This window comes from Ferroplasma acidarmanus Fer1 (genome assembly GCF_000152265.2).
GTDB classification, from domain to species: Archaea; Thermoplasmatota; Thermoplasmata; order Thermoplasmatales; family Thermoplasmataceae; genus Ferroplasma; species Ferroplasma acidiphilum.
The window spans coordinates 91,816-114,542 of sequence record NC_021592.1 but is presented as its reverse complement, the minus strand read 5'-3'; the positions used below and the strand labels follow the sequence as shown (position 1 = coordinate 114,542).

The following is a 22,727-nucleotide window of genomic DNA, read 5'->3' as shown; positions in this document are numbered from 1 at the left end:
TCTGATATTTTATGAAATGTGAGACACTCTATTATAATTTATAAAACTTAAAATTGTTATAATCCATGATAGATTTCCTATGATAAAAAGTGATACCGGAACCCATATTGATATTGCAGGATTAAAAGCTCCATGCAGATGTGTGAACAGATTTGAGAGGCTTAACACGCCTATAAAGGGCATAAACATAAAATAAATTTCAGGAATTTCTCTTTTTCTGATGGTCTTTGCCAGTAACAGGAAACCTAGATAAATTATGAAAATTATTGCAATTAACAATAGTATTTTTGAGAAAAATATGAAGCCGCCCATATACAATCTAGAACCAAGCACGCTGCTGCCTGCCGCAAACGCGAAAGATGCAGGGACCATTGTTTTATTCTTTATTATTTTTTTGCGGTACACCAGCATAAAGATAAAATATACAACTAAAAATACATAGACTATAACCCCAAGGTATTCTAAGAATCCAGATATAGCTGCCAATCTATGAAAATGAAATGCAATGGAGGAAATTTCCATACCCATAACAGAGGAAAATGCGGATACAGGTATGTTAAATTTCTTTGATGCCATTTATTCAGAAATTAAAAAAATCATTTAAAGCTTTATATTAGTCCATATTCAGCTATGTTATCTACTGTAACTAAAAAGTTTAAATAAAAACAACGATATATGCCATTAAGCTTATAATAATAATTTGTAAAACCATCTGTAGGGATGCAGCCTTTGCAATACGCATTAATAATTTCCCATTCCTGCTTTCATCAACATTATTGCTTTTAAATCCCGTATAAATACTGTATATTGCGGGAACAATTACAGCAAAGGACACCACTGCGAGGATAATTGAAATTGTTATGATTGCTATGAACAGGTAATCTAACCTGAATATGTTTTCCCTCATGGCAAGGGTGAAGCCAAGTAAAGGCGTGAATACGGACATTGCAGGAATAAAATATAAGAGCATAGGAATTAATCTAAAGGAAATGTCAGATCTGATTTTATCTTCCATCCCTGAAAGCACAATAAAGAATATTAGCCCCATGAAGACATCAACACCTGTCCATAAGGCACCAAAAAGGACGTGAACATAGTCAAGAATTAAAATTCCTGGAATTATAAGTGCCGCTATAAACGCTATTGCAGGTACTACCAGTGCAATAACTCCCATACGTATTTCATGGCCAATATTTTTTGAATTATTCAAAAATTCACCCGCACTGAAAAATGTGCCATAATCAAAATTATAGTGATCTGGAATATTACCTGTACCAGAGATAATTTAAGGTTTAACATTGTTAACCGCACAATTTTTTCTGTGTTCTTTGCACCATGTAGAATTTCGTTATAAACACGGAGTTCGTTTGGCAGGAAAATCCCTATGCCTTCAATAAAGAGAATTGCAGATATAACAAGAGCAGCTATGATATATGGAGATGAAAATGGTATGTGTAGTGCCATTGCTGTATATATGCCGGCTGTGATTGTTGATGCTGATATTGCGGGCATAAAATACAGCATTGTTGGAGTTAACCTCATGGAAATTCTGGTTTTCTCGAAATTATCCAATCCCCTCATAACATAGGAAAAAAATATTCCCAGTATGAGGTCCATCCCCGTCCACATTGATCCTGCAACCACGTGAAAATACTCCAGGGAATAGAAATTATGAGCAAGTAAAATTATAATAAGCAGCACTGGTGGGACTATGAGCATGGAAAATCCACGTATAAATGAATTTTTCATGTTAAATCTACTGTCCAGTGTTATGCCATGTGTTTCGCTCTGTACCACACGGTAGAATTATATATGCGTATAAAGATATTTAGTTAACAGGTTAATCACAAAATCAATTTTCTATTTGAACAAATCTTTCTTATGGTTGCACTTATATATTCATAACCTAAATTCCATGTATGTTAAGACATATTATGCTAAACGAATAATGCTCTGCTCTCTGGAGACTCCGGAGATGATATATCCGTAATAGAATCTGTGACACTGTATTAATCTCCACACCATATTAGGCAGGAGGAAGCAAAAATGCAATATAAGTTGGTTAAAAATCTCCAGTTGTTAAGATACCTGGCACTTTAATGCATTAAATAATAAAAATCCAGAGTCTTTACCATATATTGAAATCACTGGAATTGTTAAGAAAATGCTGGGGTTTTTTATTATAAAAATAAACAATGAAATTTATTTTAGTCTAATTCAGATTAGTCTAATTGAAATTAGAAAAATATTTTAATGATAATGATCAAGGTGGATTGAAAGCACTTTCTAAAAAATCCTGACTTAACTATTAGTATATTACTAATATTTATATATACTCCCCTGATTAACTTTTATGCTTCAGGTCAACAACCTTCATTCTGGCTATTATAGTGATAAAAAATATACAGAGATTTTAAAAAATATCAATATGCATGTTGCAGACCATGAAATAGTTGGTGTACTGGGTGCAAATGGTTCAGGAAAAACCACACTTATGAAATCCATTATGGGAGATATATATGCCAGTGAAGGAGATGTTCTGTATAATGGAAAAAGCATATACCGGAAGGAAAATTATGGCAAATACAGGCGTGTGGCTATTTACGTTAAACAGGATTCTTTTAACAGCCTTAAGCCACTCAAAACGGTAAATTTTCAGATAGGCAAGCTTTATGACTGGAAATCCTTTGATAAGGAATATGTCCGGTTATTATTCAAAGAACTGAACCTTGACCCTGAAATATTTAATATGAAGGCTATCCAGTTAAGTGATGGAATGAGGCATCGTGTGGTTATTGCCATGGCTTTGCTTACAAATCCTGAATTGCTGGTGCTGGATGAGCCTACAACAGGGCTTGATTCAATATCTACATATAACCTTCTTATTATGTTAAAAACTATTAAAAAGAAAGCTTCTGTACTTTTTTCCAGCAACGATGTAAACGCATTGTTCCAGGTGTGTGACAGAGTTTACATACTCTATGGTGGTGAAATAATAGAGGATGGTGAATATTCAAGCATACTTGATGGACCATTCCACCCATATACTGACACACTACTGAAATATGTGCCATTATATTCAAACCGCAATAGAGAATATATCGAAATAAATAATAAAAAATATGGTGGATGCGTATTTATCAATAATTGCAGGTACTGGACTAAAGAATGTGAATCACAGATTGAATACAGAACTATAAATAACCATGGAGTACGCTGCATAAATTATCCGGGGTGGAAAAATGATACAGCTTGATGGCATATCAAAAGTTTATAAGATAAGATCAGGATATATGAAATATCATGATTTATATGCACTTGATAATATATCCACAACATTCCGGAACAATAATATCAGCGGGATTACAGGAGCATCAGGATCTGGAAAGACAACACTGGCTAACATAATAACCGGCTACGATACTGATTATGCAGGGCAAATCCTTTACAATAGTTCACTGGTTAGAACCCTCGGGTCTGTCAGGTATGTATTCCAGGACCCGTACACATCAATGAATCCTGTAAAAACTGTAGAATGGCATCTTGCAACCGCTGCAAGCATCAATAATGTAGAAATGAGCGATGCCATTAAAAAGCTGGAGATCGCAGGGATGGATTATAGCATTTACAAGGACCGTTACGGGCATTCATTGTCCGGGGGAGAACTGCAGAAACTTGCCTTAGCTATATCAATAATCCCAGAACCTGAGTTTATAGTCCTGGATGAAGCCTTTTCCATGATGGATTCAATTACGCTCTTTAAAACATTAAATTTTCTCAAGCAGTTGAAGAAAACCATTTCAATAATTTATATAGACCACGATATTAACAGGATTGCTTTTGCTTCAGACTATGTCTATATTCTGAACCACGGAAAAATAATAGAGGAAAATTATACTGATAAGATAATGAATGACCCACTAAATGATTTCACAAAAGAATTAATAAAATATTCTCCTGATTATCACAGGAGAATCTAACTTTTATCGTGTTCTTCATCTACAATATTTACATACTTACCTGCTTTTTTTGCCAGCTCCGGCTTTTTATATTTTATATAAAGTGCGTATACTACCGAAAACACTGTATAAACACCTATGATAAGTATAGCATATGTAATGGGATACACCGGTGGTACAAGTGACTCATAAAGAACGAAGATAAATATTACGGTTGCTATGGAAGGGAATAGATAATGCTGGGTCATATGTAATACGATATCACGTATTCCGGTGTGTTTCTCTTTTAATCTTCTAAACATTGTCATTACACTCGTATTAAGAAGAATATGGGTTATAATTAATCCGGCGAGAGCCATGGTTGTGAGAAACTGGAATGTATCTGTGAGGGCTTTTATTATTACAGGGTCACTTGCCTTATTATCCATCAGGGCATAGGGGCTTACGCCTGCACCCATAGCAACAATGAAAGTGGATAGCACCGCCACTATGGATGAAACCACACCTACGAATATTAATGCCTTTGAAGGCGTAACATATTTTTTATGTATAAATGAAAAGAATTTTGGAATAATCCCATCCCTGCCCATAGCAAAATAAACACGTCCCGCGTTTGCCTGCATTGCAACGCCATCAGAAAAGGCTGAATTGAATGCCACCAGTGCAAACATCACACCACCTACTATTCCAGTATACGTAGTTGCAACAATAATTCCAGGAATTCCACTTGAACTGAATGTTTGCATCAGGGGTATTCCCCAACCAACTATCTGTGCATATGCTACTTCTGTCATTACTATGCCTACAATAAAAAGGCCAAAAGTAAGTGATCTTGTAATTGCCTTAGGATTTGTGGCTTCCTCGCCAAGCGGTGCAGAGCCACCATATCCAATAAAGCTGGTAAGCCCGAATATCATTCCCAGCCCTACTCCGGTAAAAACCCCTCCTTCAGGGGCAAACCATGAACTGTACTGGGGCCACGCAAAAGGATTGAATACATTCAATGTGTTGTCCGGCGCCTTTATAATTATAATAGCTGAAAGCACAGCAAGGAAAATAATCTCAAAGAATCCAGCTACACGTATGTATTTCATCTGTGGCCTTATCCCGACAATGGCAATGACAATAGGGACTATAATAAATGCCAGGATAAAAGGTATCCATATCCATGCTGGCATTCCCACTCCAAGAAAATACATTACAACGCCAGGGAGGACTACACCTGCTACGAATACCGGAATAGCTGCCGTACTAACTGTCTGGTACATTGGATACATCAATCCTGCGCTTATTGCTGGAACTGGCCCAAATGCATTTGCTATATATCCATAGTATCCGCCCGCACTGGCATGCCTCTTTGACAGATGGTATAAAGTATTTACTTCAAGGAACATTGTCAATGTCGCAATAATAAAGGATAATGGCGTAAGGAAAAATGCAAAGACAGCGGATGATACAACAAACGCTATTGAATCGCATGCAGGTGCCATAGCGGATATTTCCTCAGCTATTGCGCCCCATGTTCCAACCTGCCCGGTCATCAGACGGTTAGAATATTGCTTTGTTTTATTATCTACCATATGAAATTAGTATGACACTAATGTATATAAGCTTTTTTAGAATTGGTTTATTATATACACGTATAATCTTTACTATAAGAGAACATTATACGATAATTTAATGATCAGGTCAGGCTATAACCGTGGATTGTGTCCAGAATTCTGTGTATTTATAAAGGATACCGCTTCTGAAACATTTCCTTTATTTCATCCTTGCATTTATAGTATCCGTTCATCTTCCTGAATGCATGCTTTGAATTGTATTCTATTGACTTATAATAGAATACCTTCATTGCTGAATCTTCATCAGGGAATGATGATATTGTTTTTACCCTTCTCCTTACTTCTCCGTTAAATCTCTCTATGGCATTGGTAGATTTCAATGATTTCCTTATATTTACAGGATAATTATAGAATCTTAATAATTTACCTAGATTCTTTTCAGTATTGTATATAACTTTAGGATACTTACTCTTCCATTTGTATTTAAAATCATTAAATCTTATTATAGCTTCTTCCTTATTATCACATTTAAACATCTTATTCGCATCTATTGTTATTTCATCAATATCTTTCTCCCTTACATTGGATTTTAATCCCCTTGCATAGTGTATTGTACACAATTGGAATTCTGATCGGGGATATATTTCCATTACTTCCTCATCTAAATTCTTTATTCCATCTGCTACAATTAACAATGGCTCCTTTAATCCTCTATTATACAGATCTTCAAGTACTTCCTTGTATGCATTATGTGATTCTTTAACTGTTAAATAGAACCCTAATACTTCATACTCTCCTGTTTCTTTTATTCCTAATGCAAATATAACAGGCTCTTTATCTACATTTCCCCTTCTTAAATAGAAGAATAATCCATCTAAGAATACTGCTATATACCTTTTGTCCAATGGCCTGTTAATAAATTTATAAACCTCTTCTATGGTTAAATCTGTTATTCTGGATATAGTAGATTTAGAATATTTATTCCCTAAAATATCCTCCATTATACCTGCTATTCTCCTTGTAGATATTCCATTGGAATACATTGATACTATAAGATCTTCCATTCCTATTGATCTGTTATATGGTTCTATTACCTGTGTATGGAAATTGCTATCCCTGTCTCTGGGAACATTTAATTGTTTTATTTCACCATACTTTGTCTTTAAATCCCTTTTGTATTTCCCATTCTTTATTCCTGGATTTTCCTCTAAATATGCATTTAACTCTATTTCCATTAATTTCTCTATTTTCTCCTTTATTGTTTGCTTGAGTATTTTATCTATATCTACATTCAAAAGAGCCGATATGTTTATATCTGTATTTTCCATATTTTGTTACCTCTCTGCTCAAAAGAGGTATCCTTTCCTGTTATTTAATGATTAAATTCATTGATAACAGGGGGGTTTATATTTACACAAAATTACATACACAACCTAACCGTGAATATTGAGAAACTTATAAACATATAGAATTCTTAACATCATTAGTAAAATTTAATTTACATTTTATTATCTATTGTATATGGTGATAAATTATGATGAATTCCTATCAAGCTGGGAATTGCAGCAAAGCGCACTTATAGAAATGAGAGAAGAACGATTTTCATTTATGATGGATGTAATAGAAGAAACACATCCAGAAGTTAATAGAATACTGGATGCTGGATGTGGACCTGCTTCATTCACCGTCAGGCTCGCCAGAAGATTCAAGGATGCCAGAATATACTCAATAGATTATGACCCGGTACTGTTGGCGCTCGCAAAAAGCAATGCATCTATATATGGATCCAGGGTAAAGATACTCGAATATGACCTTAAAGGAAATGCATGGGCAAAGGACCTTGCAGACGAGGGATTTGATGCAATAGTATCCACAACTGCATTGCACTGGATACCGCGCAATAACTTATCAAACGTATACGAAAATTTCTATAAACTCCTGAAAGATGGTGGAATTTTCATGGACGGCGACCATTTCAGGAGTAACAGTGATTCTGTTTACCTGCATGAGATGTATTCAAAAATAAGAAATAAGATATCCGCACTTAATATTTCCAGGGAAAAGGCTATGAACTGGGAAGAATGGTGGGAATACATATTAAATAGCGGGGTATTTAGGGAAGAATTAATGGAAAGGTCAAAGCGCTACCTTTCAGGATCGCACGATCAAAATGTTAGCCTTGAGGAACATATAGATATACTCAACCATGCTGGATTTAGCTCCACCGGAGTAATATGGCAGTATCTGGACAACAGGGTGCTTTTTTCCAGAAAATAATATCAACTAGATATAAATTTTATTTTAATAGTATATATCTTGTATAACAAGGATTTCACACGAGAAACCTTAATCCATAATAAATGAGTCCGGAGGTTTAATTGAATTAAATGACCTGATAAATTTCTACAGGCAACAAAGGTAAAGAAGACAATAAATGAAAAGTGCCTATAACACATTAAAGATAGATAGAGTGTTCTTAACAGGTCTGATATGTTTATGTTTTAACGAAATTATGGGTATTACCTAAAAATGTTATAATAATGTCAATCTATTGCAATTTTTATCCTATACTTATGCAGGAATATTATAATTATAAGTGAACAAATTATCAGGGAGGAGCCATAATAAAGAATTCCACTGAATAATCCAGAAATCATGTCTATGAGCCCTAAAATAACTGTGGGGATTCCTACCCCAAAATATATTATGATATAATAATTTGATAAAACCCCACCCATTTTTAATGGAGGTGAAATTGTTCTAATTTCCCTTGTGGCTCCGGTAAAAGCAAATCCCTGCCCGATTCCAGTCATAATGGTTGCCACAATAAAAATATCCATGGATTTAAATGGGAACGATATTACAATAAGAGCAATTGCAATAATAAGGGATATTATACCGGTGAGCAAGGAAGAAAATATAGTACTTTTCATGGATAAAATCTGCATTATTGAGGCTATCCCCAGCATCAAAAACACTATTAGCCCTGTTATGGCTATATTGGAAATGCCCAGTAACCTTATGATGTAAAGCGGTGACATAGACATATAGAATGCAGTTATAGACCATGCAATAAATGCTGTGGCTGCACTTAATGTAAATAGATTCTTCTCTTCCATATCCAGTTTTGGAAAATGAAATTCAAAAACATTATGATTGGATTGCCTTTTTACTATTGATTTATTTATCATAGGAGCAATACGGGCGACTGGAATTATGATAATTATTAATGATAGAATATATACTAACTTCAAATGAAATGGAAGATATTCAGCCATAACCCCGCCTAATAGTGGCCCTACTGCAGTTCCAGACGATGTTGAGACAGATGTTAAAATTGCACCTGCCTTGCCACGATAATGAAATAATAAGGCACTGGCAGGCCCTGATATTGCACCACTTGCTAAGCCCTGAAAAGCCCGGGCCAGGAATAGTTCTGATATATTCCCTGCTAGTAAAAAAGCTATAATGCCTGCAATCTCAAAAATAATTCCGAGAATAATGGGGATTTTCCCGCCTTTTACATCGGAATACTGGCCCCAGAATAATAAAGATGGAATAAGAAATACCACATAGATTGCGAATATGCCTGCTATTGCTAGAGACCCGAAATTGAACTTAATTGCGTACAATGCATACAGCGGTGTTGGTATGTTAGATACTACCATAATAGCGAAAATAAGGAGTGCAACAATCAATCCATATTTTCTATTTGCTTTTTCATTTATTTCCTGCTTATAGCTGTTTCCCATGAAGATTGTATAATATTGAATATATTATATGGAACGATATATACTGAAATTCTTATGTATAGGCAAGTTATTATACATATAATTATACTAGACAATATAGAGGATTGAAAAATTTGGAGAATGTTAGTAAAAAGGGCAAATACGATTCAAATCATAACCCTGGTGCAAAATCATTGCCTGATCGGCTATTCTATTGTTTATCAAATCCGGTCAGGTTGCGCATTATTTTATTGCTTTCAAAAGGCAAATTGAACGTTAACCAATTATCCAGCACCTTCAATGTATCACAGCCGAAAATATCTGCACAGTTATCGATACTCCAGAATTATGGAATAGTCCATGGATGGCAGGTAGGCAGAGAAAAATATTATAAAATTATACCAGAATCCATAGAGTCATTAACATCATGGCTTGACAACATTGCAACATCTGTAACTGTGGATAATTTACCGGAATTCGATTCACATAAACAATTTCAGAAGGGCAGAAGGTGTTATGATCATATGGCCGGGCAATCCGGGGTTATGTTATTAAAATTATTGTTATCCAGGAAATGGATATCCATTAAGAATGATAAGCCTGAATATGAATTGACAGATTCCGGAGAAATTATACTAACCAGGCTGGGAGTGAATATACCTGTGCAGAAAAAGCATGGAAGAATATTTGCTTATGGGTGCATGGATTTAACAGAAAAAGAATACCATCTTGGCGGAGCCCTTGGATCGGAAATTATGAAAGCTCTTATAAATCAAAATTATATTAAAATATACAGAAATACAAGGGTAATTGACATAATCAAACCGCTCGAATCATGGTTTGGTGTAATACCATAACTTTTATAGTGCCAGTAGAATGTATATTAATGGATACAGTAGAATTGCTTATGGTCGAACATTCTGGAATCAGAATAATAGCTTATAATAATATACTCCAGAAAGGCAGCGCTGAATTAATAGATTTCAATAAATTCCTATTAAATATTCATGTTAACATTGAAGAAACTGTTGTATTTCCCTTATTAAAAGAGAACGACAGTTCCACATCAAAATTAATAAGTACTCTTATTGCAGATCATAAATTGATAGAAACACTGTTCAATAATTTATATAAATGGAAATTAAGTGAGAATCCTTTATTCAATGTACGGTTGCCCCTATTTTATAAAACTCTAACAGAGCACAATTCCAATGAAGAAATACTCTTATTTTCCCGGTGGAAAAATATTAATCAGGAACAGCAGGATATTGCTATGAAAAATGCACATGAAATAATATTATCAAATGATGTTGAAAATTATGCAAAAGAGACGGGAATATCAAAAGAGATGATGGATTATATTTTTATTTAATCCTGTGGCACTGGAAAATTTCAATTTCTGTTAGATATAACTTTTACCATGCAGGGGAAAAAAATTGAACTCAGGTTATTAGAAAACATAATAATGCATTCATAAATTAAGTTCTATGTTTCGCACTGATAATAAAAATGTTTATGAACTGACAGAGAAAGCCCAGAAATTATTTGAGGCTGATGATTTCGCCGGAGCATTAGAAGCCATAAACCGGGCAATTTCAATATTGCCCAGGAACGTTGATCTCCATGATTTCAAATCTGATATATTATTCCACAGCGGCGATTTTGAGGAAACTATAAAGGAACTGGAGTTTATAGAAACACTGGACCCCGGTGACGCATCACATTACTCCATGGAAAGTTTATGTTATTTGCAGATGGGAGAAGATGAAAAAGCTCTTGAACTTGCGGACAAGGCAATAAAAGTCGATAATGATTATGAATTTTCCTATTATAACCGTGCAAAGGCACTTAACAATTTAGGAAGGACAGAAGATGCAATATCCGCATACAGGTTATCCCTGGAGAAAAACCCATCTGATCCGGATGGGCACAGAGACCTGGCGGAACTATACCTTGATGCTGGAAACTATAAAATGGCAGAAAGAGAATTAAAATTGTCCCTGCGTTTCAGGAAAAACGATAAAATCACAAATGACCTGATGGTTGAGCTTAAACTGGCAACAGGAGGTGCATTTGAATTTACCAAGGCTCTATTAGATGCTTTTAAAAATACTGCTGATACGGATTACCTGGTAAGAATTACCGATTTTCTACTCGATAATGGGGATATGGATAATGCTGAGAAAATTGCTAAAGATTTCTATAATAGCGCTTTAGATAATCTTGACATGGCATCTAATCTTGCAAAAGTGTACTATATTGAACAGAAATACGATATGGGTAACGGTATATTTAAGGAATATATAAAAAGAAACAACAATATTGAGGCCAATGAAGAATATATAAAGATGCTTGTAACAACCGCACAATATGACCTTGCATTATCCATTATAGAGGAAAATGCCAGAAAATACCCTGAGGAAGAAACTTTTATCTTTTATAAATTCTATGCCCTCTCTGAAAAAGGGGAACATGCAGATGCATTGCTGCCAATTAAAACACTATACGATAAACAACCGGATTCTATACAATACGGAATTAATTATGCAATTGAGCTTTCCCATAATGGTGTAAAAGATGAACCTGTAGATATTCTGAACAGGATTTCAAAACTGGATAAAGGCCCTGAAATAGAAAGGGCATATTACACTGTTTATGCTAACATGGGCTTATACGATAAAGCTGTTGAATACCTTGGCAGGGCTGTTGAAATGGAAGATGATATTGAAGATATCTCCGATATATTGAATCCGGCAATAGAAGATTCAATCACAAAGAATTATCATGAGAAAATAATTCAATTGCTGAACACTCTTCCTGATAAAGAAGAAAATATTATACATGCTTTATACGCTATAGAAAAGGCATGCATATTATCTGCAGTTAACAGGACTGAAGAAGCTACAAAAATACTTGAAGGCATTGATTCAAAGGAGGATGTGTGCATGATAATTAATCAATACATGGACTTTGAAAATTCTAAAATTTCAGAATTTTTAGAAGATTATTTTAATAAACATTGTAATAATTTAAATTAATTTTCTTATAATTAAGAAATAATCTATAACTCAATTATAATTGGAGAATTTTAATTCCCTTATCATTGAAGAAAGCAACATTAAAGCAAATACAATTTTTGCCCGATTTTCAGACACATTCTGTGTAGCTTTCATTACCATAACATTTCTCGGGAAAATGTCCAGCCAGTGTCTGTAAGCACCCTCGTCCCTGGTCACTATTGCACAGTCTTTTATCAGAAGCGGGTCAATCATTGGAATAACTCCATCACAGAAAAAAGCCTCGGTACGCAGCATTTGATTGCGATTCATCAATTCGGTTAAACTTTCCCAGAGAAACGTGCCATATACATATTTAATTCTGTTATCCGCGTCATATTTTAGCAATTCTGATCTTCTGTTGGCTATTTCAACATAGGTACAGTATGGAATCATCATTTTCATGCCCTTGTACATTAAGATGCCAGAGTAAACAAGATTTGTGTCCACAACAATGCCTTTAACCTGATCTCCGAGATTTTCTACGGGCCGTTCCATTAGATTTTCACCTTCAACTTTTATATCTTCGAACCCTAGAAGCCCGATAATATCTGCAGGTGATATAGCATTTCTTCCTGAGTTATCCTTATTGAGATTTTCCAGATCGGCATCTATCGCTATTTTAATTAAATTTTTCATATCCTGAAAAGCCCCCCTTTCAATTTGCCTGAATTCACCATCTTTATTGTAAGATAAGTTAAAATTTTTAGCTTTATTTTCAAACTGGAATTTAATTATACTGTCAGAATCGCTTTTGTTTAAGGACATAGCCCCATTTTTGCTTATTCCCAGAGAGGTTGAAACATTTGGTGTTCCATCATAATAATTCAGCGGGTTGTTTAAGTTTAATTTTAATGCCATATTGCCCACCCTGAAACTTATTTTAGACGCTCCGAGTTTCTGATAGGTAAACCCGCTGATGCTCTTTTTAACTGCTTCCTCATTGTCGAATATATTCCTTACTTTTTCTTGAGGTTGTATGTCTCCATTTATTGTTTTTACTGGCTGGAAGAATCTGGGAACAAAGGGGTAAAACATTCCCTTCCACGGCCCGAAAGGAAACATGGTATGGATTATAGTTGTGTTTTTCTCCACTGCTATTTTTGTGGATACGAAAGCATAAAACTTTGAACCTGATGTAGGGCTTAGGATAGTGTTGCTATCTATTAATTCGTTGAATTGTGTTTCATAACTGTTTTCATTAATTTGTTCACCAGTTATAGTTATGTATTTGTCCTTCAGGACTTTCTGAAGTAGTTCTTTTAATTTAATGCATTGATCTTCTGCAAATGATGAATATAAAATTTTGACAGAATCTATATCGAAGGATTCAACAAGGCGCAAAGTGGAAGAAAAAGAAGATTCAAGTAAATCTGTAGATGAACCAAATAAAACAAGAGCCTTAAAACTCATAAAGAGCAATAATGTTAAAGTATATAAATTATGACAAAATATTTTATATAATTACATACAGATTTCCAATATTTATATCTGATCATTTGCAATTTCATAAAGATAACATCAATTTACACAGTGTTGCTATGACAATTATTGTCGAGCAATGGAATTATAATTAAAATTCTCTGATTGCTGGTTGTAAATCCAATGGAAAAATTATTATAAAAAATTAAGATCATAATATTGCCTGATGGAAGGGGTAAGGGCTTACTATTAAGTAAGCCCGATTTAATTTATTGCTATTATATTTTATTGAAATTGCTCATGTAATCATGGCCAATATCAAGCTCTTTACTGTTCCTTATTGACCTTACTATTTCCGCAGGAGTATGGTATATATTCATTGATGATTGCAATATCAACAGTACAATATAGGAAATAAGAGTTGCAAATACCTGGTTTATAATTCCATTTAAATCCCTTGATATTAAATGTGTTATTTTTAAAATCCTTTTCATATTTTCAAATATTTTCTCTATTACCCATCTTCTCATGTAGATATAATAAATGTATATTTCAGGAAGGTCCAGTATATCTGTTATATATTCCCTTTTCCTATTATTAATATCCAGTGATACCAATCTTAATTCCAATCCATTTCTAAACCTTACAATCTTAGAATTGAATGTTTCCTCCTTTATTACAGTATAATCAGCATTCTTCTTTATCCTTGAAACAAAATTTATACCTTTTTCCTTTAACTCCATGAACCTGCCAAGATTATAGTACCCTAAATCAAATGTTAATACTGTATTGCCAGATATGTATTCATTGATATATTCCAGCAGATCATCAAATACTTTAGAATCATGTACATTTGCAGGTGTAATTATTGCCTTCAATGGCAAAGGATAGGGGCTTGCAATGGCTGCAGTATGTATTTTTATTCCATTTCTCCTTTCCCCCCTCTGATAGATGCCTGAACCCTTAACCATTGTTTCTATAAATGTAGAATCTATTGCCAGAACACTGTATAATCTGTCAATATAATCATGGTATATATCATACCTGTGTGCCTTTATAAAGGGCCTCAGAATACTGTAAAATACCTTTTCAAATATACTGTATGGCCTTTTATTGTTAAGCTTTGACAGCTGTGATTTGCTTATTCCATTGTTATATGCTATATCTGTAAGGTCATTCTTTTTAATTATTCCAGTTGCTAAAATGGATAGATGTGCTGATAGGTTAAATTTCCTGGAATAGCTGTCTATGCCTATTCCTTCAACCTTTGATTCTTTAGATATTTTATTGCAGTGTTTTTTAAGGATTTTATTGACATTCTCATCCATAATTAAAAATTAAATCATAGAATAAATATGACATGGTCATGCATAATGGTTAAATATAGGAAACTGGTATGATAATTAATAAGTTTATAACATAAAATTATTATGTGCCGGAAAATATAGCGCATATTCCAGATACTTTCTGGGAAAAGAGGTTTAAGTTATCTGTTATAATAAAACAGGGTAGAGCTTAAAGAAAAGAAATATAGCATAAAAATTCCATTTAATAAATACTCCAGAGTCCCTGAAATCAGGTATCTGTATACCGAGTAAATTAACCCTATACCGGTTATAAAAAATATTAAAAGCTGTGCCCATACACCTTTTAACGGAATTCTGGAAGAATCTTCTTTTGGTGTAACTTTAAATGAAGTCTTTTTTCCAATCAATGCAAAGACTGCTGACTTAATAAATATCGGGCTGGATATAAATGTAAGGGACATATTCCGCATTACCGGAATTATTGATTTCTCCACGCTGTAAACAGACGAAGAAAATGCAAAGAAGTTGAATATTATATAAAATGCGAATATAAATATATAGTTTTCAGGAGTAATTATGGATACAATATTAAAAAATATAAATAGCAATGGGAATACAAGCATAAGCATATTTACAACACCGACGAAGTACCAGGATGTAGAAACAAAATATCCTGTTTTTTGCCTTAAAGTCAGCTTCTTTCTTCTAAATAACAATTTTATTACCTGAAAAAAAATGCCTATGGAACCCTGTGACCATCTGGATTGCTGTATAAAATAAGAATTAAGTGTTTGTGGTGCCTCACCGTAAGCAAGGGGCCTGTTATAATATATGCTATGGTACCCGCTTTCATGCAATTTAATTGATGTTGCCAGGTCTTCTGTAACATTCTTTTCATTAAATCCCCCGATACTTTTTATTGTTTCAGTTCTGTATATAACATTGGAACCGCATGAGAACATGCTATTTTCAAGGCTTTTTCCCTCAGTTATAAAGTTATAAAATACTTCCTGAATATCGTTGGCACCTTTAGCTACAGGAGTATTATTGTTTACATATTTCTGTGGTACCTGGATTATGGACAGGTCATCGTTGTCTTCCATTATTGGAATTAATTCTGTCAGAAATTCCTGCAGTGGTTCCTGATCTGCATCAAATACTGCAAAATATTTTGAATCTGTTATTTTTAGCGCATCATTCAATGCACCAGCCTTGTATCCTCTTCTGTTATCCCTGTGTATGTAGCCAATCCTGTATCGTAGTGCCAGGTCTTTAATATCCTCTATGGTCTTTTTATCTGTTGAGTCGTCAAGAATATACGGTGAACCATTTCCACGTTTGCACATCTGCTTTATGCTGAATATGGTATTTTCAAGAACGTCCACCGGTTCGTTGTAACAGGCGATAAACACAGTTGTGGTGAATGGAAAATATCTGCTGAAATAATATGCCACTGATTGCTCATATTTTGATGATGCTATCAAATAATAGGGGTCAAGTTAGTATAAAAAAGCAGGCATATGTTGTATAAATATATGCCACTGTTGCTCATATTTTGATGATGCTATCAAATAATAATATAAATATTCCAGAGTATGCATGATAAAAAAACCATTTATCAATATGAGCAATACAGTAAGAAATTTTGTTGCTATAGTTTAATCCAGTGATATAAGTGAAATTACCAGAAAATATAAATATAGCACGATGAAAATTATGGAGAGAAATACAATAAAATACGGTTTCTTCCCCATGCATGTCACTTTATTTCGAGGGTATTTTTGTCTGTTATATTGTATTCAACCAGTCTCCTGGAATTATCCCTTATCATGAATTTTTTTATCACAATAATATTTTTAATGGAATTTAAATCAATTACCGTTCCAATTTCAACTATTCCTGTAAAATACATATCCTCTATTGAATTTGAATTTATATTATTGATATATTTCGTTGCCATGGTCACACAGTCAAGATTTTTCAGTTCGTTGAAAAGATATCTTATACTATCCTCACCCGGACTAATTTCAAGTGGCTCTATTGAGTCTATAACCAGCCTTTTTATATTGTATTTAGTAATATATTTGCCAATTTCAGATATAACCTTTGATATGTGGTCCCTGATCTTCCATATGTCAGATTCACTGTGCTGGAATTTCTCCAGGGAGGAGTTACCGTCGAATATGAATATCTTTTTGTCGTTTACCAGCTGCTTTATATTTATGCCAAAACTATCAGCGATTTTTAATATATACTCCGGGGAATACCTTGTGGTTATATAGAGTCCGTTCTGACCGTTCAACGCTCCCTGCATCAGGAATTTGGAGAGGAAATACAAAGTGTTCCCGGATGAAAATGTCTCAATGCCGTATACATTATTTTCTTCCAGCCCGTATAACAAAATATTGTCAAATTCATCTATGCCAAACCTGTACTCCTTAGAAGTTATAAGTTTATTTACATACTGTCTCAATTTCAGGACAAGGTCGTCTTTGCTGGCCGCACTGTAATATTCAATTTCGCTGCCGGTATCTCTATCGGAAAATTCATCAGATATATTAAAAATGGCTATTTTTCTGGAAGGAAATTCAGATTTGAATAACTCTGTATTTTCCAGTACTTCCCTGAAATCAGCATGTGAATACATATCAATAAAGTAATCATAATCTGCCCTTATTTTTACACTGAAAATATGGCTTCTTGATTTACATGTTATCATGGAAGGTATTTCGTATGTTAATTTATTTTCATCCAGTATTTTTGTAAATTCATGCAGTGCATCTGCCACATTGTTTACCACATCTTTTATTAAATATTTTTTATGTTTATCCCATTCACCACCCGGAATATTAATTTTTCTGCAGTCCCTGCATATGTAAACCTCCTTTAGATTATCCGGACCAGGTGGAGATTTATCCATATCCACGGGGATATTGCCGGATTCAGAAAATGGGACTACCAAAAATTTGTCCCCACCACAGTACTTGCATTTTAAATCGAATACTGAGCCCTGTTCAATTACATATCCGTAATCCTAAAGCCTCTCCAGTATGCCTGGCAAATCTTCATTCATATACTCCCCGTCTATGGCGTAAAATTCACCATTAATTAACTGGCCATTGAGTTTTCCATATTTTAAATCGTAAATAAACAAATCATCAACATTCATCTGATATTAATATCTGTATATCTATTAAATTTTACCTGTGCTCTTGCAGCTATTACACGCATTTACCCGGGCAAATTATATTGATAATATATGGTAAATCCAGCTGGTTCTGTTCATATTTCTATGTTTCTGGAATATTTCCTTAATATATAGCTTAAATAAAAAAATTAGGTCCGAACTGCCTGGCATTTCCAGGTGAAATGTAGTTAGCCTTTAAAGCATATTCTGCATTGTTACACTGAATTACATTTTTCTGTAAAGCATCAAGGATTCAAAATCTTTTATGTTTATGTCTTTATTAATAGAATTTAATTTCTTATCAATATTTTTGGTAATTTTAGGCAAGTATAAATGATTCTTGATTAAAAACAAATCAACTCCGGACAGTTCAAGTAGCAGAGTATCTATATATTTGCTCCTGTATGGATAAATGAAGTCAGAATACCTGTACAATAGTAAATACATTTCCAGGGCTATTGAATTGAGTATGAGATAGCCATCTACGGACATATTATTTTTTAAATAAATACTGTCATTGTATATTCTGTATCTGGAATATAGCAATTTTTTATAGAGAAAATTTCTTATGTTTATGGCCTGATAGATCAGGTTCTGATTTATATCAAGATTTGACAGTACAATTTTTACATTTGCATTTGCCTCAACAATTTCCCTTCCATTAAGAATTTTGTCGTAAAAAAAGTAATAAAATATATTCCCTGAGCTGTATTTCGTATAATATAAATCATGTTTTAACAATTCATTATATTCCCGTTTTAGCAATAACTTATCTATCTTTAACATTTTCTTAATTTTTGGCAACTGGGCTTCCTCTATTTCCATTATAAAATTTCTTTTGCCATCCAGTAAAATTTTAAGATTTTTCTTATTATAATATTTACCCTCAGGGATTATTACGCCGTTATTCCTCGCAATTCGATCACAAAGATCTATAAATTGGCCAACCGAATCATTGACTCCAGCCATATGCTTAACATTTATTACTTTTAACGTCAAAGCATCAATCAATATATCTATTATTACCGGGCTTGCGCTATTTTTATTCAGGGTTTGTACATTTATGGATATTTCTATATGCATCAATAGCATATTTTCTTCTATAACAGTCATACTTTCATACAAATTCCGTTCACTGGAAAGCTCTTTTAAAATGCCCGGGATATTTTCCTCATTGAGCCTGACTCTCGGCCATATATATGATAAGAACGTTCTTTTATAGTAATATTTAGAAAATGCTAATGGTGAGCCATATAATGAAATTATAAAAGCAAGGACAATAATTTCCGTTTTATATTTTGTGAAACCTCTTAGTATTTTAATGACTAAATCCTTATTAAGATCCATTAATAATGCAATATCTCCATATTGCAGAGATTTTTCTGGCAATACAAAATCTTTCTGTATTATCCTACCATCTTTTACCTTCCCCATATACTTGCTTTTTTTAATTTCCTTTTTTGTTCTTTTATCCCATTTATTTACCGTGTAATACGCATACAGTTTCCCCTTTATTTTCTTTACTTCTATATGCCCACTTCCTTCTTCCATAAGTAAATATAAATGCATATGGTTAATTAATGTTATTATAGTGAAATAGAGCTTTCTAAGCACTAATTAAGAGTGATAACTTCCCTGCAGTCATGTTTATATAAGTCCCTAATAATAATTTACTGTAAAAGGTGATATAAATATCAAGATTTATTGACAATACAAAAAATATCCACGCAAGGAGGAATAAATTAATTACTATTGCAATTGCTTTAGCTGCAATTAGCATAGTTTCCGGTGTTTCATATGCAGCAGTAACATCAGGAACAGTAACCGCAAAGTCTATAAGCTTGACTGATTTCTCTATTAAAGCATCTAAAATGACCTTAATTAACCCGGAGATACAAACTATAAATGTCAGTGGTGTTACTGAATATAAGGTGACTATGAGCAAAGTCGTTATTTCCAGTATGGTACTTACAAAATACATCAATTCCACAACATCCACGACAATTACTTCGCCCTGTGCGGTAGGTACCAATGTTACTTTATACGCATACCATATATATGCCACAAACACGTCATACGTGAATCTAACTATATCTGAAAATCCCCATTTCACAATAACAGCTAACCAGATAACCCAGACAAATGTGACTATAAATGCATCATACCAGAAGGCAGGGTCTTTCAGTATGAGCAATCTAAACCTTGGCTTTTCATTCCTGGCGGCCCACATAATGATGGGAGATAATAGAATGGTGATAAAATGATTGAAGTAAAGGTTAACAGCCTTGATGAAGCTTTACAGAAAAGTTACCCTCCTTGGGTAAGGAGAACTATTGAAATACGGATATAAGCATATACAGAGCATTCTCTGACTCAGTTGAAAAAAATAAAGATAATATTGCAATAGATTTCATGGGCAAAAAAATAACATACAGTAGCCTGAAAGAAAACAATCGATTCTATTTCTGTGAGGTTGGGGGAGTTAGGTATCACCAAAGGTGACAGAATTGCAGTTATGCTGCCTAACATACCGCAGTACATAACATATTTCTTTGCGATTGTTAAACTTGGTGCTATTATTGTACAGGTAAATCCATTGTATACAATGCGAGAACTGGAATTTGAAATAAAGGATTCAGGGGCAAATACACTTATAGTAATGGATGATTTTATAGACAAGGCATTGCCATTATATCCGGCTAAATTGAAAAGAATTCTTGTCGTGAAGGTTCAATATTACCTGCCACCGGTTGTATCACAGTTATATACATTGATTAAAAAAGAACATAAGAAGATACCTGTAGCAGACAATATATATTTATGCAAGGTGCCTAAAAAATCTAAATTACCATCAAAGGAAGCTGATATAGACCCGGAAAATGACCCTGCCCTGCTTCAGTATACAGGAGGCACTACCGGATTGCCAAAGGCTGCAATACTTACACATAAAAATTTAATTTCAAACGCATATCAGATAATTGAATACATGCCTGACAAATATAAGAAAAACATTTCCTATCTATCATCAATACCCTTTTTCCATGTATACGGCATGATGACGGCAATGTTGACACCATTGCTGCAGGGTTCTAAAATTATCCTTATACCGGATCCCAGGGATATTAAGACTGCATTAAAAATAATAGATAAGAAAAAGCCTGTAGCATTTCCGGGAATACCCACACTTTACCATGGAATAATTACATATAAGGATGTTAAGAAATACCATATTGACAATGTAAAAATATGTATTTCAGGGGCATCTCCATTGCCGGTAGAACTGCAAAAGAATTTTGAATCAATGACCGGTGCAATTCTCGTTGAAGGATACGGGTTAAGTGAATGTTCGCCTGTTGCCAATGTTACACCGCTGGTTGAGGATGATAGGGAAAAATACAGGAGATTTGGTTCTGTAGGCTTGCCTGTATCCAATACATATGAAAAAATAGTTTCAACAGAGGATGGAGTAACTGAAATGCCTCTTAATGAACCTGGAGAACTAGTAATCAAAGGTCCGCAGGTTATGAAAGGGTACTGGAACAGGCCTGATGAAAATGCAAAAACAATGGTAGATGGGTGGCTGCATACCGGTGATATTGCAAAGATGGATGAAGATGGTTACGTATATATCGTCGACCGTGAAAAGGATTTAATTATAGCAGGCGGCTATAACATATATCCAAGGGAAGTTGAAGAAGTTATATATGAAAATCCGAAAGTTTCTGAGTGTGCTGTTATAGGGGTGAAAGATGCACATCGCGGTGAAACTGTAAAGGCATTTATTGTAAAAAAGGATAGTTCACTGACTGATGCTGAGATAATAAATTTCTGCAAAGAAAGGCTGGCAGTTTATAAAGTACCGAAAATAATAGAATTCAGGGACGAACTTCCGCTAACCCTTGTTGGAAAAGTTGATAAGAAGGCTCTGCGCGGTGGAGATAATGGTAAATAAAAAATATCTAATAGTTGTGCCAGTAGTGGCAGTTATTCTCTTATCATCCATTATTTTTGTACCATACAGTACCGGTACATCAGGCAATCAGTATTCAGCCTCAAATTCTGGATCCCAGCCGGCGTATATGAATATTACAAGCATAACATTGCACTATGGTGTTATTACTCCCGAATTAAATGGGACATACCACATAACGGCAGTAAGTGCCAACCTCACATCCCTGTCGCTTATACATATAATTGCATCAAATGGGAAAGTCAATATAACCGCAACAACCGGAAATCTTACAGGACTTAATCTGTGGTCGAATTCCCTGGGTTTCTCCGTGATTGATACTCTTGTTGATGGGATATTAACTCCAATTACCTTGATTACTGGGGTAATAAGCGGAAACATAACTATACAGGACGCAACACTGAAGCCAACGTATTTCCATGCTGATTACCAGGATTTAAGTAATTCAAACATAAATATGGATAACTTATAAACTCAATATATGACATCCCGGGAACCATTGCATGATACTGTAATGAATCATAGAAGTTGTA

21 protein-coding genes are annotated in these 22,727 nt (G+C 34.2%); 8 read left to right on the top strand and 13 right to left on the bottom strand.

Annotation, left to right across the window (positions count from 1 at the left end; genetic code table 11):
* Positions 1–9 precede the first annotated feature (9 nt).
* From FACI_RS00455 to FACI_RS00445, 3 genes are all read right to left on the bottom strand, one after another.
* A complete protein-coding gene (locus tag FACI_RS00455) occupies positions 10–576 on the bottom strand; it encodes a TDT family transporter (protein ID WP_009886112.1) in 567 nt (188 codons plus the stop codon).
* Between the two features lie 79 nt (positions 577–655).
* Positions 656–1,210, bottom strand: coding sequence for a hypothetical protein (locus tag FACI_RS00450; protein WP_009886111.1), 555 nt, complete (start codon positions 1,208–1,210; stop codon positions 656–658).
* Positions 1,207–1,797 (bottom strand): hypothetical protein, encoded by a 591-nt coding sequence (locus tag FACI_RS00445; RefSeq protein ID WP_009886110.1) that lies wholly within the window; start codon positions 1,795–1,797, stop codon positions 1,207–1,209. Before FACI_RS00445 ends, FACI_RS00450 begins: the two co-directional genes overlap by 4 nt.
* A gap of 556 nt (positions 1,798–2,353) precedes the next feature.
* On the opposite strand from FACI_RS00445, the gene FACI_RS00440 reads away from it, so the two are divergent.
* Entirely contained in the window at positions 2,354–3,256 is a 903-nt protein-coding gene (locus FACI_RS00440; RefSeq protein WP_009886109.1) for an oligopeptide/dipeptide ABC transporter ATP-binding protein, read from the top strand.
* Positions 3,243–3,980 carry an ABC transporter ATP-binding protein gene (locus FACI_RS00435; RefSeq protein ID WP_009886108.1) on the top strand — a complete coding sequence of 246 codons (738 nt, stop codon included), beginning with the start codon at positions 3,243–3,245 and terminating at the stop codon, positions 3,978–3,980. Before FACI_RS00440 ends, FACI_RS00435 begins: the two co-directional genes overlap by 14 nt.
* Here the strand turns inward: FACI_RS00435 and FACI_RS00430 are convergent.
* Positions 3,977–5,539, bottom strand: a complete 1,563-nt coding sequence (locus FACI_RS00430; RefSeq protein ID WP_009886107.1) for an APC family permease — start codon at positions 5,537–5,539, stop codon at positions 3,977–3,979. The two genes, FACI_RS00435 and FACI_RS00430, sit on opposite strands and share 4 nt — an antisense overlap.
* A gap of 149 nt (positions 5,540–5,688) precedes the next feature.
* Entirely contained in the window at positions 5,689–6,849 is a 1,161-nt protein-coding gene (locus FACI_RS00425) for an IS256-like element ISFac8 family transposase (protein ID WP_009886106.1), read from the bottom strand.
* Positions 6,850–7,042: 193 nt separating this feature from the next.
* On the opposite strand from FACI_RS00425, the gene FACI_RS00420 reads away from it, so the two are divergent.
* Positions 7,043–7,798 carry a class I SAM-dependent methyltransferase gene (locus FACI_RS00420; protein ID WP_009886105.1) on the top strand — a complete coding sequence of 252 codons (756 nt, stop codon included), beginning with the start codon at positions 7,043–7,045 and terminating at the stop codon, positions 7,796–7,798.
* A gap of 266 nt (positions 7,799–8,064) precedes the next feature.
* On the opposite strand, the gene FACI_RS00415 is transcribed toward FACI_RS00420, so the two are convergent.
* Positions 8,065–9,273 carry an MFS transporter gene (locus tag FACI_RS00415; RefSeq protein WP_009886104.1) on the bottom strand — a complete coding sequence of 403 codons (1,209 nt, stop codon included), beginning with the start codon at positions 9,271–9,273 and terminating at the stop codon, positions 8,065–8,067.
* Positions 9,274–9,386: 113 nt separating this feature from the next.
* Here FACI_RS00415 and FACI_RS00410 point away from each other — a divergent pair, with 113 nt between their 5' ends.
* The 3 genes from FACI_RS00410 to FACI_RS00400 all read left to right on the top strand — a co-directional run bounded on the left by FACI_RS00410 (position 9,387) and on the right by FACI_RS00400 (position 12,290).
* Positions 9,387–10,109, top strand: a complete 723-nt coding sequence (locus tag FACI_RS00410; RefSeq protein ID WP_019841303.1) for an ArsR/SmtB family transcription factor — start codon at positions 9,387–9,389, stop codon at positions 10,107–10,109.
* A gap of 29 nt (positions 10,110–10,138) precedes the next feature.
* Positions 10,139–10,624, top strand: coding sequence for a hemerythrin domain-containing protein (locus FACI_RS00405; protein WP_009886102.1), 486 nt, complete (start codon positions 10,139–10,141; stop codon positions 10,622–10,624).
* Positions 10,625–10,739: 115 nt separating this feature from the next.
* Positions 10,740–12,290, top strand: a complete 1,551-nt coding sequence (locus FACI_RS00400) for a tetratricopeptide repeat protein (RefSeq protein ID WP_009886101.1) — start codon at positions 10,740–10,742, stop codon at positions 12,288–12,290.
* A 30-nt stretch (positions 12,291–12,320) separates the two neighbouring features.
* Here the strand turns inward: FACI_RS00400 and FACI_RS00395 are convergent, their stop codons facing one another.
* The 7 genes from FACI_RS00395 to FACI_RS00370 all read right to left on the bottom strand — a co-directional run bounded on the left by FACI_RS00395 (position 12,321) and on the right by FACI_RS00370 (position 20,454).
* Positions 12,321–13,721, bottom strand: coding sequence for a hypothetical protein (locus FACI_RS00395; RefSeq protein WP_009886100.1), 1,401 nt, complete (start codon positions 13,719–13,721; stop codon positions 12,321–12,323).
* 287 nt (positions 13,722–14,008) lie between these two features.
* Complete coding sequence (locus FACI_RS00390; RefSeq protein WP_009886016.1) at positions 14,009–15,058, bottom strand: IS4-like element ISFac10 family transposase; 1,050 nt, start codon at positions 15,056–15,058, stop codon at positions 14,009–14,011.
* 158 nt (positions 15,059–15,216) lie between these two features.
* Positions 15,217–16,521 carry a glycosyltransferase family 2 protein gene (locus FACI_RS00385; protein WP_009886099.1) on the bottom strand — a complete coding sequence of 435 codons (1,305 nt, stop codon included), beginning with the start codon at positions 16,519–16,521 and terminating at the stop codon, positions 15,217–15,219.
* Positions 16,522–16,796: 275 nt separating this feature from the next.
* Positions 16,797–17,999, bottom strand: coding sequence for an RAD55 family ATPase (locus FACI_RS00380; RefSeq protein WP_009886098.1), 1,203 nt, complete (start codon positions 17,997–17,999; stop codon positions 16,797–16,799).
* A 72-nt stretch (positions 18,000–18,071) separates the two neighbouring features.
* Entirely contained in the window at positions 18,072–18,206 is a 135-nt protein-coding gene (locus FACI_RS10420) for a hypothetical protein (protein WP_009886097.1), read from the bottom strand.
* 243 nt (positions 18,207–18,449) lie between these two features.
* Positions 18,450–19,775, bottom strand: a complete 1,326-nt coding sequence (locus FACI_RS00375) for a hypothetical protein (RefSeq protein ID WP_009886096.1) — start codon at positions 19,773–19,775, stop codon at positions 18,450–18,452.
* 55 nt (positions 19,776–19,830) lie between these two features.
* Positions 19,831–20,454, bottom strand: coding sequence for a hypothetical protein (locus tag FACI_RS00370; RefSeq protein WP_009886095.1), 624 nt, complete (start codon positions 20,452–20,454; stop codon positions 19,831–19,833).
* 222 nt (positions 20,455–20,676) lie between these two features.
* Between FACI_RS00370 and FACI_RS00365 the strand changes: the two genes are divergently transcribed.
* Positions 20,677–22,176, top strand: coding sequence for a long-chain-fatty-acid--CoA ligase (locus tag FACI_RS00365; protein WP_369678029.1), 1,500 nt, complete (start codon positions 20,677–20,679; stop codon positions 22,174–22,176).
* Entirely contained in the window at positions 22,166–22,666 is a 501-nt protein-coding gene (locus tag FACI_RS00360; RefSeq protein ID WP_009886093.1) for a hypothetical protein, read from the top strand. The genes FACI_RS00365 and FACI_RS00360 overlap by 11 nt, the downstream gene beginning before the upstream one ends.
* Positions 22,667–22,727 lie beyond the last annotated feature (61 nt).

Bases quoted from the DNA above. Each gene is read 5' to 3' on its own strand.
- FACI_RS00405 (WP_009886102.1), top strand. From the start codon at position 10,139: ATGGATACAGTAGAATTGCTTATGGTCGAACATTCTGGAATCAGAATA.
- FACI_RS00360 (WP_009886093.1), top strand. From the start codon at position 22,166: ATGGTAAATAAAAAATATCTAATAGTTGTGCCAGTAGTGGCAGTTATT.
- FACI_RS00415 (WP_009886104.1), bottom strand. From the start codon at position 9,273: ATGGGAAACAGCTATAAGCAGGAAATAAATGAAAAAGCAAATAGAAAA.
- FACI_RS00435 (WP_009886108.1), top strand. From the start codon at position 3,243: ATGATACAGCTTGATGGCATATCAAAAGTTTATAAGATAAGATCAGGA.
- FACI_RS00370 (WP_009886095.1), bottom strand. From the start codon at position 20,454: ATGTGGGCCGCCAGGAATGAAAAGCCAAGGTTTAGATTGCTCATACTG.
- FACI_RS00425 (WP_009886106.1), bottom strand. From the start codon at position 6,849: ATGGAAAATACAGATATAAACATATCGGCTCTTTTGAATGTAGATATA.
- FACI_RS00440 (WP_009886109.1), top strand. From the start codon at position 2,354: ATGCTTCAGGTCAACAACCTTCATTCTGGCTATTATAGTGATAAAAAA.
- FACI_RS00420 (WP_009886105.1), top strand. From the start codon at position 7,043: ATGGTGATAAATTATGATGAATTCCTATCAAGCTGGGAATTGCAGCAA.
- FACI_RS10420 (WP_009886097.1), bottom strand. From the start codon at position 18,206: ATGAATGTTGATGATTTGTTTATTTACGATTTAAAATATGGAAAACTC.
- FACI_RS00455 (WP_009886112.1), bottom strand. From the start codon at position 576: ATGGCATCAAAGAAATTTAACATACCTGTATCCGCATTTTCCTCTGTT.
- FACI_RS00375 (WP_009886096.1), bottom strand. From the start codon at position 19,775: ATGGAAGAAGGAAGTGGGCATATAGAAGTAAAGAAAATAAAGGGGAAA.
- FACI_RS00390 (WP_009886016.1), bottom strand. From the start codon at position 15,058: ATGGATGAGAATGTCAATAAAATCCTTAAAAAACACTGCAATAAAATA.
- FACI_RS00395 (WP_009886100.1), bottom strand. From the start codon at position 13,721: ATGAGTTTTAAGGCTCTTGTTTTATTTGGTTCATCTACAGATTTACTT.
- FACI_RS00400 (WP_009886101.1), top strand. From the start codon at position 10,740: ATGTTTCGCACTGATAATAAAAATGTTTATGAACTGACAGAGAAAGCC.
- FACI_RS00430 (WP_009886107.1), bottom strand. From the start codon at position 5,539: ATGGTAGATAATAAAACAAAGCAATATTCTAACCGTCTGATGACCGGG.